Here is a 14,707-nt window from a genome sequence, read left to right on the forward strand (position 1 = left end):
ACAGGGGCTTGCGGCTGAACACCGGGATGACCTCGGTGATGATCCCGAAGAACGGCAGCGCCAGAATGTAGACCTCGGGGTGGCCGAAGAACCAGAACAGGTGCTGCCACAGGATGGCGCCGCCGTGTTCGGCGTCATAGACCCGCGCCCCCAGCACCCGGTCGGCGGCCAGTCCCGCCAGCGCCGCGGTGAGCACCGGGAACGCCAAGAGCACCAGGATGGCGGTGAAGAACACGTTCCAGGTGAAGATCGGCATCCGAAAGGCGGTCATCCCGGGGGCGCGCATGCACGCGATCGTGGTGATGAAGTTGACCGAGGCCAGGATCGTGCCCAGCCCCGACACCAACAGCCCCATCACCCACAGGTCACCGCCCGTGCCGGGCGAGCGCACCTCGTCCGACAGGGGCGTGTAGGCGAACCAGCCGAAGCTCGCCGCCCCGCCCGCGGTGAGGAACCCCCCGACCGTGATGAGCCCGCCGAACAGGAACAGCCAGTAGCCGAGCATGTTCATGCGTGGAAACGCCACGTCGGGCGCCCCGATCTGCAAGGGCACGATCACGTTGGCGAAGCCGACGAACAGCGGCGTCGCGAACAGCAGCATCATGATCGTGCCGTGCATCGTGAACAACTGGTTGTAGGACTCGGGGCTCACCAGTTGCAGGCCCGGGTAGAGCAGTTCGGCGCGGATCAGCAGTGCCATGATGCCACCGGCGACGAAGAAGCCGAACGCGGTGGCGATGTACATGTAGCCGATGATCTTGTGGTCCGTCGAGGTGACCCAGGCCACCACGGCCGCCCCCTTGCCGGCGCGGCGGGGGCCTTGCGGGTCGGTGTCGCCGTGGGGGCGGGCCTGCACGCTCGTCACTTCGCCTCTTCCTCCGGGACGGGCCCTGTTCGGGGGATGTGTGGACGTCCCTCCGCTAGCCGCCCCACCCCTCCCCAAACCTGCGCGTCGGTCCGAAACCCTTGGGGCAGGGCGGTTTCCGTTTCGTCCCCGGCCCCTCGGGTAGCGGGCGCCCGCGGTCGTCCGTAGCGGCCGGGGGACCAGGTGCCGAGGGCGAGGAGGGACGATGGGCGTTCGCGAGTGGATCGAATCCTGGCCGGTGTACCGGCAGGTCACCGGATCCGACCGGACCGGTCACGGCGCGGCGGTGAAGTCGCGGCGCAGCGCGGGGCTCACCGCTCGCACCGAGACCGCCGACGACGTCGTGGACTCGGTGTGCCCCTTCTGCGCGGTCGGGTGCGCGCAGAAGGTGTACGTCAAGGACGGCAAGGTCGTCCAGATCGAGGGCGACCCCGGCTCCCCGGTGAGCCGGGGCCGGCTGTGCCCGAAGGGATCGGCGAGCCTCCAGCTCACCACCGGCCCCTCCCGCCTGGACACGGTCCTGTACCGGCCTCCCCACGCGCGCGACTGGCAGGAGATCGACCTGGACACCGCCATGGAGATGGTCGCCGACCGGGTCGTGCGCACCCGGCGCGAGACCTGGGAGTGGGAGCACGAGGGGCGCCGGGTGGCGCGCACCATGGGGATCGCCAGCCTCGGCGGGGCGACGCTGGACAACGAGGAGAACTACCTCATCAAGAAGCTGCTGACCGCGCTGGGCGTGGTGCAGGTCGAGAACCAGGCGCGGGTCTGCCACAGCTCCACGGTCGTGGGCCTGGGCACCTCCTTCGGCCGTGGCGGCGCCACCACGTTCATGCAGGATCTGCAGAACTCCGACTGCATCATCATCGAGGGGTCCAACTACGCCGAGGCGCACCCGGTCGGCTTCCAATGGGTGATGGAGGCCAAGGCGCGCGGTGCCGTCGTCATCCACGTCGATCCCCGTTTCTCCCGGACCAGCGCGCTGGCCGACCTGTACGTTCCGATCCGCGCCGGTACCGACATCGCCTTCCTCGGCGCGATCATCAACCACGTCATCGAGAACGAGAAGTACTTCCGCGAGTACCTGCTGGCGTTCACCAACGCCGCCACGATCGTCTCCGAGGATTTCCGTGACACCGAGGACCTCGACGGGCTGTTCTCCGGATTCTCGTGGGAGAACCGCGACTACGACGTCGACACCTGGCAGTACGAGGGGGCGAACGTCGCCGCGGCCTCGGGCGAGCGCGGCCGGCGCCCGTCCGGGCAGGCCGGCGAGCCGGAACAGGACCACGCGATCAAGGGGGCGGGCCGCGCCGAGCAGCACGGAGCGGGTGGCGCCGCGATCCGGGGGGAGATCCGCACCGACGAGACGCTGACCGACCCTCGTTGCGTCTTCCAGATCCTCAAACGGCACTTCTCCCGCTACACGCCCGAGATGGTCGAGAAGGTCTGCGGGATTCCCCGCGAGACCTTCTTGCAGGTCTGCGACCACCTCACCCGCAACTCCGGCCGGGACCGGACCAGCGCGTTCTGCTACGCGGTGGGCTGGACCCAGCACACCGTGGGGTCCCAGTACATCCGCGCCGCCTCGATCCTGCAGCTGCTGCTCGGCAACATCGGCCGCCCCGGTGGGGGCATCATGGCGCTGCGCGGGCACGCCAGCATCCAGGGCTCCAGCGACATCCCGACCCTGTTCAACCTGCTGCCCGGCTACCTGCCGATGCCGCACGCCCACCACCAGCAGGGGTTGGACGACGCCATCGCCAACGACGCCCCGGACAAGGGGTACTGGGCCGACATGAAGGCCTACATGGTCAGCCTGCTCAAGGCGTGGTGGGGAGACGCGGCGACGGCCGACAACGACTTCTGCTTCGACTACCTGCCGCGCCTGACCGGTTCGCACAGCACCTACGACACCGTGCTGGCCCAACTCGAGGGCACCTGCAAGGGCTACTTCCTCATGGGGGAGAACCCCGCGGTCGGATCCGCCAACTCCAAAGCCCAGCGCATGGGCATGGCCAAGCTCGACTGGCTGGTCGTGCGCGACTTCTCGCTGATCGAGAGCGCCACCTGGTGGCGCGACGGGCCGGAGATCGAGTCCGGGGAGATGCGCACCGAGGACATCGCGACCGAGGTGTTCTTCTTCCCGGCCGCCGCCCACATCGAGAAGTCCGGCAGTTTCACCAACACCAACCGGATGGTCCAGTGGCACACGCGCGCCGTGCCGCCCAACGGCGACGCGCGCAGCGACCTGTGGTTCACCTTCCACCTGGGGCGGCTCGTCCGGGAACGGCTGGCCGGGTCCACCGACCCGATGGACCGTCCGCTCCTCGACCTGACCTGGGACTACCCCTACGAGGAGGGGGAGGGCGGACAGTACGGCGAGCCCGACGCCGAGGCGGTCCTCGCCGAGATCAACGGCCACGGCCCCGACGGCCGTCCGCTGAGCGGGTACGACCAGTTGCGCGACGACGGTTCCACGAGCTGCGGCTGCTGGATCTACTGCGGCATCCGCGCCGACGGTGTGAACCAGGCCGCCCGCCGCAAGCCCGCCGCCGAGCAGAGCTGGATCGCCCCGGAGTGGGCGTGGTCGTGGCCCGCCAACCGCAGGATCCTGTACAACAGGGCCTCCGCCGACGCCGAGGGGACCCCGTGGAGCCCCCGCAAGGCCCTGGTCTGGTGGGATCCCGAACGGCGGCGGTGGACCGGCCACGACAACTTCGACGGCGACGCGACGAAGACCCCGGACTACCGGCCGCCCCAGGGGGCCCGCGGCCCCGAGGCCCTCACCGGCACCGACGCCTTCATCATGCAGGCGGACGGCAAGGGGTGGCTGTACGCGCCGGCCGGACTCGTGGACGGGCCGCTGCCCACCCACTACGAACCGCAGGACTCGCCCTTCGCCAACCCGCTCTACGGCCAGCAGCGCAGTCCGACCCGGCTGGTCTACCCGCACGACCACAACCGCTACCACCCCGACGCCGGCACGCCCGGCGCCGCGGTCTACCCCTACGTGATCACCACCTACCGGCTCACCGAGCACTTCACCGCCGGAGGGATGAGCCGCTGGACGCCCTACCTGGCCGAGCTGCAACCGGAGTTCTTCTGCGAGGTCTCACCGGAACTCGCGGCCGAGCGCGGCCTGGAACACGGTGGTTGGGCGACGGTGATCACCGCCCGCAACGCCATCGAGGCGCGTGTCCTGGTCACCGACCGGATGGTCCCGCTGAGGGCGGACGGGCGCGTCGTCCACCAGATCGGCATGCCCTACCACTGGGGGCCCAACGGCTACACCACCGGCGACGCCGCGAACGAGCTGTTCCCCATCGTGTTGGACCCCAACGCCCACATACAGGAGGTGAAGGCGATCACCGCCGACATCAGGCCCGGCCGGCGGCCACGCGGTCCCGAGCGGATCGACCTGGTCCGCCGGTACCAGCGGCGCGCGGGCGTCACCGACCTGACCGGAACGGAGGTGTGAGGCCATGGTGATGGAACGCCAGGGTAGGACCGGGGCGCGGGGCGTGGACCCGGCCGCGAGCTCCGGCTACGACGAGCACCCGCCCCGCATGGGCTTCTTCACCGACACCAGCGTGTGCATCGGCTGCAAGGCGTGCGAGGTGGCGTGCAAGGAGTGGAACGCCGTCCCCGAGGACGGCCTGAACTTCACGGGCATGTCCTTCGACAACAGCGAGGGGCTCGGCGCGGACACCTGGCGCCACGTCGCCTTCATCGAGCAGCGCGCCCCGCTGGGCCACCAGGAGAGCGGGGTGGGCCGCGGCGGTACGGTGACGGACCTGGGCATGCCCTCCTTCACCCGCCCGGGGGACACCACCGGGGCCGAGGAGCGCGGTGACTTCCGTTGGCTCATGGCCTCCGACGTGTGCAAGCACTGCACCCACGCCGCCTGTCTGGACGTCTGTCCCACCGGAGCGCTGTTTCGCACCGAGTTCGGCACGGTCGTGGTGCAGGAGGACATCTGCAACGGGTGCGGCTACTGCGTTCCGGCCTGTCCCTACGGCGTGATCGACAAGCGCGAGGACGACGGCCGGGTCTGGAAGTGCACGCTGTGCTACGACCGGCTCGGCGCCGGACTGGAACCCGCCTGCGCGAAGGCCTGCCCGACCGACTCCATCCAGTTCGGCGAACTGGACGAGCTGCGCGAGCGCGCCCAACGCCGGGTGGCGGCGATGCACGAGGCGGGGGTCGCCTCGGCCCGGCTCTACGGCGAGGACCCCGACGACGGGGTCGGCGGCGCGGGCGCGTTCTTCCTGCTCCTGGACGAACCCGAGGTCTATGGCCTGCCCCCCGACCCGGTGGTGACCACCCGCGACCTGCCGTCGATGTGGCGGCACGCCGGCGTCGCCGCGCTGACCCTGCTGGCCGGCCTTTCCCTGACGTTCCTGAGGAGGCGCACGTGAACACATCGGAGGTGACCCGGGAGGGCATCCGTGGGGCCCGCCCCGACCACGACGCCATCCCCGGCTCGGCCGGTCGGCGGCGCCCCCGGCGCGGGGGACGCGGCGAACGCCTGATGGTGCCGAAGGCGGAGTTCCGCTCCTACTACGGCAAGCCGGTCCTCAACCAGATCGTGTGGGCCCCCTACGACATCGGGGGGTACCTCTTCCTGGGCGGGCTCGCGGGAGCCTCCTCGGTCCTCGCCGCGGGCGCGGAACTGAGCGGCCGTCCGGTCCTGGCCCGGGCGATGAAGATCGGCGCGCTGGGCGCCATCTCCGGGTCGGTCGTCGCGCTCGTCCACGACCTGGGCCGGCCGGCCCGGTTCGTCAACATGCTGCGGGTGTTCAAGCCGAGCTCCCCGATGAGCGTGGGCTCCTGGCTGCTGGCCTGCTACGGGCCGCTGGCCGGCGCGGCGGCGGTCACCGACGTCACCGGTCTCCTCCCCCGCCTGGGGCGGGCCGCCGCGGTGGGGGCCGCCGCCTTCGGACCCGCCGTGGCCGCCTACACCGCGCCGTTGATCTGCGACACCGCGGTACCGGCCTGGCACGAGGGCCACCGCGAGATGCCGTTCGTCTTCGTGGGCTCGGGCGCCGCTGCAGCGGGCGGGCTCGGCATGCTCGCCGCCCCGGTCGAACAGGCCGGCCCGGCGCGGCGCGCGGCCCTGTTCGGGGCGGCCCTCGAGGTCGGGGCGGCCCAGGTGATGCGGCGCCGCATGGGCATGGTGGCCGAACCCTACGGGCGCGGGAGCGCCGGCGTCCTCATGCGCGCCGCCTCCGCCCTGACCCTGGCCGGAGCAGCGGCGGGGACGGTGCTGGGACGGCGCAGCCGCGCCGCGGCCGCCACCGCGGGGGTCGCGCTGCTCGCCGGATCGCTGTGCACCCGCCTCGGGGTGTTCCAGGCCGGCGTCGCCTCGGCCCGCGATCCCAGGTACACGGTGGTTCCGCAACGTGCCCGGGCCGACGCCCGGGACGCCGGGACGGCGGACGGCGCCGGCGACGCCCGCACCGGGGTGCCCGCGCAACGCGGCGAACAGGGCTGAGGGGGCGGGCCCGCCCGAGCGGGCCCGCCCCGCGTCCTCGCCGCCTGCCGTCCGGACCGGGCGCCGCCGCGGGCCGGATAGGGTGAACGGCGATCATGCCTACCAGCAGCGAAGACCATCGACGCCCGGCCGTGCTCGACCGGCTGCGCATGCCCGCCCCCGTCCTGGACGCGCTGGCCTGCCCCCACTGTGGCGCGGGCCTGGCCCCCGAGGGCGGTGCCCTGCGGTGCGTCTCGGCCCACTCCTTCGACGTGGCCCGTGAGGGCTACGTCAACCTGCTCACCGGCCACCGGTCCGCGGGCACCGGCGACACCGCCGAGATGGTGCGGGCCCGGGTGGAGTTCCAGCAGGCCGGACACTACGCCCCCCTCGCCGACCGCATCGCCGCGATCGCGTCCGGGGCGGGCGGGGACGAGGGGGTCGTCGTCGACATCGGCGCCGGCACCGGGTACTACCTCGCCGCCGTCCTGGAGCGCCGCCCCCGCGCCGTCGGGCTCGCGCTGGACGTGTCCAAGTTCGCCCTGCGCCGCGCAGCCAAGAGCCACCCGCGCGCCGGCGCCGCCGGCTGTGACGCCTGGCGCGGCCTGCCGGTCCGGTCCGGCTCGGCGTCGCTGCTGCTCAACGTGTTCGCCCCCCGCGACGGCGCCGAGTTCCGCAGGGTCCTGCGCCCCGACGGCCGGCTCGTCGTGGTCACCCCCACGGCGCGTCACCTGGCCGAAGTGGTCGGCGCACTCGGCCTGGTCACGGTCGACGCCCGTAAGGAGGAACGCCTGGAGGGCGCGCTGGCGGGCTCGTTCCTCCCAATGGAGCGGGACGAACTCGACACCACACTGGAGCTGTCCCACGAGGCCGCCACCACCCTGGTCGAGATGGGCCCCAGCGCCCGCCATCTGCCCCCCGGCGAACTGCGACGCCGTGTCGCGGCCCTGCCCGAGCCGGTGACCACCACCGCCTCGTTCCGGATCTCGCTGTACCGGCCCGCGCCACAGGCGGGGTGAAGCGCCCGCACCGGGGTAGCGGGGGACGGACCGCGTCCCGCAGGGGACGCCCAGTCGCGTGAGTTCCACCCGGCTGGAGATCCGCCCGCGAGGTGATGCACACATGGAGAAGAGCGCCAAGCTGGTCCTGGCGGCGTTCGGGGCCGCAGGGGTCGCCGTACTCCTGAGCGGCCGGTCGCGCGACCGCGGCACGGACGGCCGCCGGCCGCGTTGGCAGGTGGTGACCGTCAACCGGCCGGTGGAGGAGGTGGCCCCCGCGGGACGGCCGCCCGAACCGCTGGCCGCACTCGGCGACGCCGTGCGCACCCGGGTGCGCCCCGCACCGGGAGGCCGCGGAACCGAACTGGCGGCCCGGCCCGGTGACGGCACGCGCGGCCGGGCACGGCTCGCCCGGACCATGGGACGCCACCCCGAACAGACCGTCGCCACGGCCCTGCGCGAGGCCAAGCAGCTCCTGGAGGTCGGCGAGGTCACCACGGTCGAGGGGCAGCCCGCGGGCCGCCGCACCGCGACCGGGACCCTGCTGCGCTCGGCCGCGCACCGCTCCCGGGGGAGGCTGCCGCGATGAGGGCGCTGTGCTGGACGGGAGTCAACGAGCTCACCGTGGAGCGGGTCCCCGACCCGCGCATCCTCAACCGTCACGACATCATCGTGGAGGTCACGCTCAGCTCCACCTGCGGATCCGACCTCCACCTGCTCGGCGGGTACATCCCGGCGATGAGCGCGGGCGACATCATCGGCCACGAGTTCCTCGGCACGGTCGTGGAGACCGGCCCCGACGTGCGCCGACACCGCGTCGGCGACCGTGTCGTCGTCTGCTCGATCATCGGGTGCGGACGCTGCTGGTACTGCGAGCAGGGCCTGTGGTCGCTGTGCGACAACAGCAACACCACACCCGGGGTGCCCGATCTGGTGTATGGGTCCAACCCGGCCGGCATCTTCGGCTACTCCCACGCCATGGGCGGCTACGCCGGCAGCCACGCGGAGTACGTCCGGGTGCCCTTCGCCGACCAGGGGGCCTTCTCCGTCCCCGAGGGGCTCAGCGACGAGGCCGCCGTCTTCGCCTCCGACGCCGTTCCAACAGGGTGGATGGGCGCCGACCTGGCCGGCGTGCGCCCCGGCGACGTCGTCGCGGTGTGGGGATGTGGGGGAGTGGGACAGATGGCCGCCCGGGCGGCGATGCTGCTCGGCGCCGAACGCGTCATCGCCATCGACCGTCTCCCCGAACGGTTGGAGATGACCCGGCGCCACATCGGCGCCGAGACCATCGACTACTCCACCCAGGACGTCTTGGGCGAGCTGATCGAGCGCACGGGCGGGCGCGGTCCCGACGTGTGCATCGAGGCGGTGGGCATGGAGGCGCACGGCGAGGGCGTGCAGTACCACTACGACCGGGCCAAGCAGCAGGTACGGCTGGCCTCCGACCGGATCTCCGCGCTGCGTGAGGCGATCCACGCCTGCCGCAAGGGCGGGACGGTCTCGGTCCTGGGCGTGTTCGGCGGGCTGGCGGACAAGTTCCCGATCGGGGCGGTCATGAACAAGGGGCTCACCCTGCGCACCGGCCAGCAGCACGGGCAGCGCTACATCCCCGACCTGCTGGAGCGGATGGACCGGGGAGAGATCCGCACCGCCCACCTGCTCACCCACCTGCTGCCGTTGGACGAGGGGCCACGCGGCTACGCGATGTTCAAGGACAAGACCGACGGGTGCGTTCGCGCGGTCCTGCGCCCCGGCGGGTGACCCCGGCGCCGCCCCGTCCCTCCCGGCCGGGAGGGACGGGGTCAGCCCCGGTGGAGAGAGGGCCGGCCGGCCAGGTAGCTGGCCGCCGGCCCCACGACGCCCAGGATGATCACGTAGGCCGCCGACAACGGCACCAGCAGGGGTTCCACGCTCGCGGCCAGCCCCGCCACCACGACCGAGAACTCCCCGCGGACGATCAGCGCCGTCCCGGCGCGCCACCGCCCGCGCGCGCCCACCCCGTCCCGCCGCGCCGCATACCAACCGGTCGCGACCTTGGTCAGGGCCGTCGCCGCCGCCAGCGCCAAGGCCGCCGGCAACACCGGGAGCAAATCGCGCGGATCGATCGACAGGCCGATCGCCAGGAAGAACACGAAGGCGAACAGGTCCCGCAGCGGCTCGACCAGCCTGCGCGTGCGATCGGCGACGTTGCCGCTGAGTGCCAGACCGACCAGGAACGCGCCCACGGCCGCCGAGGCGTGGGCGAGCTCGCACACCCCGGCCACCAGCAGCGTCAACCCCAGCACGCGCAGCAGGAACTGTTCGGAGCCCCCGGTGTCCAACAGCCGTCCCAGCAGCCAGCGCAGCCGGTGCGAGGCGAACAGCGCCAACGCGACCGCCGACAACGCCGTCCCCAACGCAAGCGAGGCCCCGCCCCAGCTCGCGCCGGCCACGGCGGCACCCAGCAGCGGCAGGTAGACCGCCATCGAGATGTCCTCCAACACCAGGACCGACAGCACCGCCGGGGTCTCCCGGTTGGCCAGGCGCCGCAGGTCGCCCAGCACCCGGGCGACGATCCCCGAGGAGGACACCCAGGTGATCCCGGCCAGCGCCAGGCACCCCTGCCACCCCAACCCGAGCACGGCCCCCGCCAGCGCGCCGGGAACGGCGTTGAGCAGCGCGTCGGCGAACGCCGAGGGCAGGTGCCGGCGCAGGCTGTCGGTGAACTCCGCCGCCGAGAACTCCAACCCCAGCAGGAGCAGCAGCAGGACCACCCCGATCGACGCCACGAGCCCGGCGAACTCGCCGACCGCGGGAACCGGCAGCACCCCGCCCTCGCCCAGCGCCAACCCGGCCAGCAGGTACAACGGGACGGCGGGAAAGGCCCAGCGGCGCGCCAGCGCCGCCAACCCGCTCACGGCCACCAGCACCGCTCCGAACTCGATGAGCAGGGCGGCCGATTCGGGCACGGCTCAACCGCCCAGAAGGGCCTCGACGCCGGCGATGCCCGTGTCGGTGCCGATGACGACGAGCCGGTCACCGGCGCGCAGCACCTGCTCGGGGCCTGGCGAGGCGATCACCTGCGTTCCGCGCACGATCGCCACCACGGAGGCGCCCGTGAGGGTGCGGGCCCGGGTCTGTCCCAGGGGGCGGCCCGCGAACGGCGAGGCCGCGGACACCACCGTCTGACCGGTTCGCAGCCCGGGGATCTCACGGGCCAGGTCGGCGAAGCGCTCGGCCACCCGGGGCGCTCCGAGGATCTCGGCGACGGCCTCGCACTCCTCGCGGTCCAGGCGCACCAGGGAACGGGGTTCGTCGGGGTCGGACGGGGCGTAGACGACCAGTTCCGCCCCGCCGTCGCGGTGGGCCACGACGCCGACCCGTTCCCCCTCGGCGGTGACGAACTCGTAGCGGATCCCCACGCCGGGGAGCAGCACCTCGGTGACCTCCATGCCCGCCTACTGCCCGCCCGGCCGGGGCGCAACGTGCCCGCGGGCCATGGGAGGGTAAAGGCCGCGAAACGGCAGGGCGGAGGGTCGGCGGAGTAGGCCCGCGCGGGCCTGGGTAAGGACAGGCCCGTGAGCGCGACCCTGCCCCGACCCCCCGACCAGCGGACCGGCCATGGCGACACCTTCTCGGTGTGGGCGCCCGAGCGCGACCGGGTGCGGTTGCGGCTCGACGGCGAGGACCACCCGATGGCCCGCGACGAACGCGGATGGTGGCACGTCCGGGTGCCCGGGGCGCCTCCGCAGGCCGACTACGGGTTCCTGCTCGACGACGACACCGAGCCGTTGCCCGATCCCCGGTCACTGCGGCAACCCCACGGCGTCCACGGGCTCTCGCGGCGCTACGACCACTCGGCCTTCCCCTGGAGCGACGCCGGCTGGACCGGGCGGGCGCTGCCCGGCTCGATCATCTACGAGCTGCACGTCGGCACCTTCACGGCCGAGGGGACCTTCGACGCGGCGTCGGCCCACCTGGACCACCTCGTCGGCCTGGGCGTGGACCTGGTCGAGGTCATGCCGGTCAACGCCTTCGACGGTCCCTACGGCTGGGGCTACGACGGTGTGCTGTGGGGAGCCGTGCACGAACCCTACGGCGGCCCCGACGGCCTCAAACGGTTCGTCGACGCCTGCCACGCCCGCGGCCTGGGGGTCATCCTCGACGTCGTCTACAACCACCTCGGCCCCTCGGGCGCCTACCTTCCCCGTTACGGCCCCTACTTCAGCGGTGAGAACGCCTGGGGCCCCTCCCTCAACCTCGACGGTCCCGGCTCCGACGAGGTACGCCGCTACGTCATCGACAACGCGCTGGGGTGGCTGCGCGACTTCCACCTGGACGGGCTGCGCCTGGACGCGGTGCACGCGCTCGTCGACCGCCGCGCCGCCGACCTGCTCACCGAACTGACGGCCGAGGTCGACGCGCTGGCGGCGGGCCTGCGCCGTCCCCTGAGCCTCATCGCCGAGTCCGACCTCAACGATCCCGCCATGGTCACACCGCGCGAGGCCGGGGGGATCGGCATGACCGCGCAATGGTGCGACGACCTCCACCACGCCCTGCACGCCGCCCTTACCGGCGAGGAACAGGGCTACTACGCCGACTTCGCCGCACCGGGGGTCCTGGCCACCACGCTGCGTCAGGCGTTCTTCCACGCGGGGACCTGGTCGTCGTTTCGCGGCCGCAGCCACGGCGCCCCCGTGGACACCCGTCGCACGCCGGCCAGCCGTTTCGTCGCCTACCTGCAAAATCACGACCAGGTCGGCAACCGGGCCGCGGGCGACCGTCTCTCCCCGGGCACCGATCCGGGCCTGCTGGCCTGCGGCGCGGCGATCCTGCTGTGCTCGCCCTACACGCCGATGCTGTTCATGGGGGAGGAGTGGGCGGCCTCCACCCCCTGGCGCTTCTTCGCGTCCTTCCCCGACCCCGAGCTCGCCGACGCCGTGCGCAGGGGACGGCGCCGGGAGTTCGCCGCGCACGGCTGGGGAGAGGCGCAGGTGCCCGATCCCATCGATCCGGCGACGCGGTCGGCCTCCGTGCTGCGCTGGGAGGAACGCGACGCGGAACCGCATCGGTGGATGCTGCGGTTGTACCGCGACCTCATCGCGCTGCGCCGGAGCCGGCCCGAACTCGCCGATCCGCGCCTGGACCGCTTCACCGTGCGGGCCGACCCTGCTGCCCGCACACTCGTGCTGCACCGCGGCGACCTGCGGGTGGTGTGCAACCTGGGGACGCGGCCGGCCACGGTCGTCTTGGACCGGCCGGCCGGCCGCGTCCTGCTGGCCTCGGCCCACCCCGGCCTCAACGGGGCGGAGGCGCGGGTGCCGGGGCGGGCGTTTGCGGTACTGGAGACGTGAGCGGCCCGGCCGGACCCGACTCGCTCAGTCCGATCCGGGCGTGCAGTCGGCGCAGCGGCCCGGGCGCCCACCAGTTCGCCCCGCCGGCCAACCGCATCAGCGCGGGGACCAGGACCGCCCGGATGAGGGTCGCGTCGACCAGGATCGCCAGGGCCAGCCCCACCCCCAGCATCTGGAGGAACACCACGCCCGAGGTCGCGTAGGCGGCGAAGGACAGCGCCAGGATCGCACCCGCCGCCGAGACCAGCGGTCCGCTGCGCTGTAGGCCCGCGGCGACCGCGGCGGTGTTGTCCCCGCTGCGCTCGTACTCCTCCTTGATCCGGGCCAACATGAACACCTCGTAGTCCATGGACAGCCCGTAGGCGATGCAGAACATCAACAGGGGGATGCTCGTCTCCAGCGACCCGCTCGGGGTGAAGGGGAGCAGACCGGAGAGGTTGCCCTCCTGGAACCCCCACACCAGCGCGCCGAACATCACCGACAGGCTCAGCACGTTGAGCACCGTCGCCTTCACCGGCAACAGGACGCTGCCGGTGAGCAGGAACAGCAGCACCAGCGTGGTGACGAACATCAGCCCGAGCATGAGCGGAACACGCTCGATCACCACGTCGCGGTAGTCCAGCAGCTCGGCGGGGTGGCCGCCGGCCATGACCTCGGCGGGCGCCGGGGCGGCACGGACCTCCTCCCCCAGACCGAACGGGTCCTCCTCAAGCCGCTCCACCCCCGGGACCACCGACAGCCAGGTGCGCTCCCGCCCGGCGAAGCGTTCCGCGCCGGCGTCTCCCCCGGCTCGCTCTACCAGTTCTTCCGCAACAAGGACGAGATCCTGACGGCGCTGGTCCCCCGCTACACGGAGCGCTCCGCCGCCTTCTGGGGCGCCCAGCTCAACGAGGAGGTGGCGCGGCTGCCGCTCGACGAGCTGCTGGACCGGGTGATCGGCGCGATGGCCGCGTTCAAGGCCGAACGCCCGGCCTTTTGGGTCCTCTTCCACGGCTCGGCCACCTCGGCCCGCCTGGCCGAGGTGGCCGCACAGGTCCATGAGGGGATCGCCGAGGGACTGTGCGAGCTGTTTCGGGTCAGGGCCCCGGATCTGGCCCGGGAACGCCTCGACATGCTCGCCCGGGTCTGCATCGCCACGACCCGGGGCCTGTTCCCCCTGGTCATGGCGGCAGAGCCGGAGCAGCGGAAACGGCTGCTGGCCGAGCTGAAGGGGGTCCTCCTCGGATACCTGGGGCCTGTGCTCGGCTGTGGTCCGATCCCCCGGGGGTGATCGCGGCCGCGGGGGCGGTTCCCGCGACCGCGCGGGGCTCAGGTGTTGCGGTGGCCGCAGTTGGGACAGGTCTTCACTCCGGCGTTGAGCACCTCCCCGCACGCGGAGCAGGAGCTTGTCACCGGTTTGTCGTGCTTAGGCAACCGCGTTCCCTTCGGCCAGTCCGTCCAGGACGTCGTCGAGCACCAGGGACCTGTCGTTACGCGACATGTGGCCCAGTCCCTCCAGGACCGCAGAGGAGTCCACGCGGGTGCCACGCGCGCCGTGCACCGAGCACACGCGCAGGCAGTCGCGGGTCAACACGTGCAACAGGGCGAGTTCCTGTGGGGGAGCGAGGTCATAGGCCATGGCCGGAAAGGTGGCCTTGTGGCGGGGGTTCCGCCAGCGTGCCACCTGTTGCAGGACCCACCCCCGCCACAGCGAGTCGAACAGCCCCCCCGGGGTGAGGTCGGAGAGGGCCTCCTTCTCGCCCTCCAGCATGCACTCCTTGCAGTAGGCCAGTTCGGCACGGAGCAGCCAGCGCGCGCGAGCGTGGGCGATCTCGGCGTTCTCCAGCTTGCTCGGGTGTCGATGTCCCATGGCCCGAGCCTATGACCGCCATGCCCGCCCACGCGAGTGGACGAGGGGGAAACGGCGGCCGGAGGAGGACCCGCCGGGGAGGGACGGGGCGGGCGGAAGGGCGCGCTCTCCGGGCCGCCGGAGCCCGCCGCGGCCCTTCGCCGCCCGCGCGGGCGCCGGGCGGGGCGCCGCGACGCAGGCCCCGGC

The 14,707-nt window shown here is 72.7% G+C and carries 14 protein-coding genes; 8 read left to right on the forward strand and 6 right to left on the reverse strand.

Annotated features, from left to right (window positions below; translation table 11 throughout):
* A partial coding sequence (locus ACYVHU_RS26455) for a cbb3-type cytochrome c oxidase subunit I (RefSeq protein ID WP_498949894.1) occupies positions 1-856 on the reverse strand: 856 nt, incomplete at its 3' end.
* A gap of 214 nt (positions 857-1,070) precedes the next feature.
* On the opposite strand from ACYVHU_RS26455, the gene fdh reads away from it, so the two are divergent.
* From fdh to ACYVHU_RS26485, 6 genes are all read left to right on the forward strand, one after another.
* Positions 1,071-4,346: a formate dehydrogenase gene (fdh, locus tag ACYVHU_RS26460; RefSeq protein ID WP_078763707.1), complete on the forward strand. Its 3,276-nt coding sequence runs from the start codon at positions 1,071-1,073 to the stop codon at positions 4,344-4,346.
* An 88-nt stretch (positions 4,347-4,434) separates the two neighbouring features.
* The gene (locus ACYVHU_RS26465; RefSeq protein WP_235001162.1) at positions 4,435-5,286 is read left to right on the forward strand and encodes a 4Fe-4S dicluster domain-containing protein; all 852 of its coding nucleotides are present in this window, start codon (positions 4,435-4,437) and stop codon (positions 5,284-5,286) included.
* On the forward strand, positions 5,283-6,362 hold the full coding sequence (gene nrfD / locus ACYVHU_RS26470; RefSeq protein ID WP_078763706.1) for an NrfD/PsrC family molybdoenzyme membrane anchor subunit: 1,080 nt from the start codon (positions 5,283-5,285) through the stop codon (positions 6,360-6,362). The genes ACYVHU_RS26465 and nrfD overlap by 4 nt, the downstream gene beginning before the upstream one ends.
* A 149-nt stretch (positions 6,363-6,511) precedes the next feature.
* A complete protein-coding gene (locus tag ACYVHU_RS26475; RefSeq protein WP_200813752.1) occupies positions 6,512-7,360 on the forward strand; it encodes a putative RNA methyltransferase in 849 nt (282 codons plus the stop codon).
* Positions 7,361-7,463: 103 nt separating this feature from the next.
* Positions 7,464-7,928 (forward strand): hypothetical protein, encoded by a 465-nt coding sequence (locus tag ACYVHU_RS26480; protein WP_159457301.1) that lies wholly within the window; start codon positions 7,464-7,466, stop codon positions 7,926-7,928.
* Entirely contained in the window at positions 7,925-9,100 is a 1,176-nt protein-coding gene (locus ACYVHU_RS26485; protein ID WP_078763704.1) for a zinc-dependent alcohol dehydrogenase, read from the forward strand. The genes ACYVHU_RS26480 and ACYVHU_RS26485 overlap by 4 nt, the downstream gene beginning before the upstream one ends.
* A 41-nt stretch (positions 9,101-9,141) precedes the next feature.
* On the opposite strand, the gene ACYVHU_RS26490 is transcribed toward ACYVHU_RS26485, so the two are convergent.
* Both ACYVHU_RS26490 and ACYVHU_RS26495 read right to left on the reverse strand, forming a co-directional pair.
* Positions 9,142-10,287: a cation:proton antiporter gene (locus tag ACYVHU_RS26490; protein ID WP_078763703.1), complete on the reverse strand. Its 1,146-nt coding sequence runs from the start codon at positions 10,285-10,287 to the stop codon at positions 9,142-9,144.
* Positions 10,288-10,290: 3 nt separating this feature from the next.
* Entirely contained in the window at positions 10,291-10,770 is a 480-nt protein-coding gene (locus ACYVHU_RS26495) for a cation:proton antiporter regulatory subunit (RefSeq protein WP_078763702.1), read from the reverse strand.
* A gap of 126 nt (positions 10,771-10,896) precedes the next feature.
* On the opposite strand from ACYVHU_RS26495, the gene treZ reads away from it, so the two are divergent.
* Positions 10,897-12,672 carry a malto-oligosyltrehalose trehalohydrolase gene (gene treZ / locus ACYVHU_RS26500; RefSeq protein ID WP_498949889.1) on the forward strand — a complete coding sequence of 592 codons (1,776 nt, stop codon included), beginning with the start codon at positions 10,897-10,899 and terminating at the stop codon, positions 12,670-12,672.
* Here treZ and ACYVHU_RS26505 read toward each other — a convergent pair.
* Positions 12,617-13,321, reverse strand: coding sequence for an MMPL family transporter (locus ACYVHU_RS26505; RefSeq protein ID WP_498949890.1), 705 nt, complete (start codon positions 13,319-13,321; stop codon positions 12,617-12,619). The genes treZ and ACYVHU_RS26505 overlap by 56 nt on opposite strands.
* Here ACYVHU_RS26505 and ACYVHU_RS26510 point away from each other — a divergent pair.
* Positions 13,307-13,942 carry a TetR family transcriptional regulator gene (locus ACYVHU_RS26510; RefSeq protein WP_498949891.1) on the forward strand — a complete coding sequence of 212 codons (636 nt, stop codon included), beginning with the start codon at positions 13,307-13,309 and terminating at the stop codon, positions 13,940-13,942. The two genes, ACYVHU_RS26505 and ACYVHU_RS26510, sit on opposite strands and share 15 nt — an antisense overlap.
* A 38-nt stretch (positions 13,943-13,980) precedes the next feature.
* Here the strand turns inward: ACYVHU_RS26510 and ACYVHU_RS26515 are convergent, their stop codons facing one another.
* The gene (locus ACYVHU_RS26515) at positions 13,981-14,064 is read right to left on the reverse strand and encodes a zinc ribbon domain-containing protein (RefSeq protein ID WP_268805633.1); all 84 of its coding nucleotides are present in this window, start codon (positions 14,062-14,064) and stop codon (positions 13,981-13,983) included.
* 13 nt (positions 14,065-14,077) lie between these two features.
* Positions 14,078-14,521: a hypothetical protein gene (locus ACYVHU_RS26520; RefSeq protein WP_498949892.1), complete on the reverse strand. Its 444-nt coding sequence runs from the start codon at positions 14,519-14,521 to the stop codon at positions 14,078-14,080.
* Positions 14,522-14,707 lie beyond the last annotated feature (186 nt).

The organism is Marinactinospora endophytica (genome assembly GCF_054780875.1).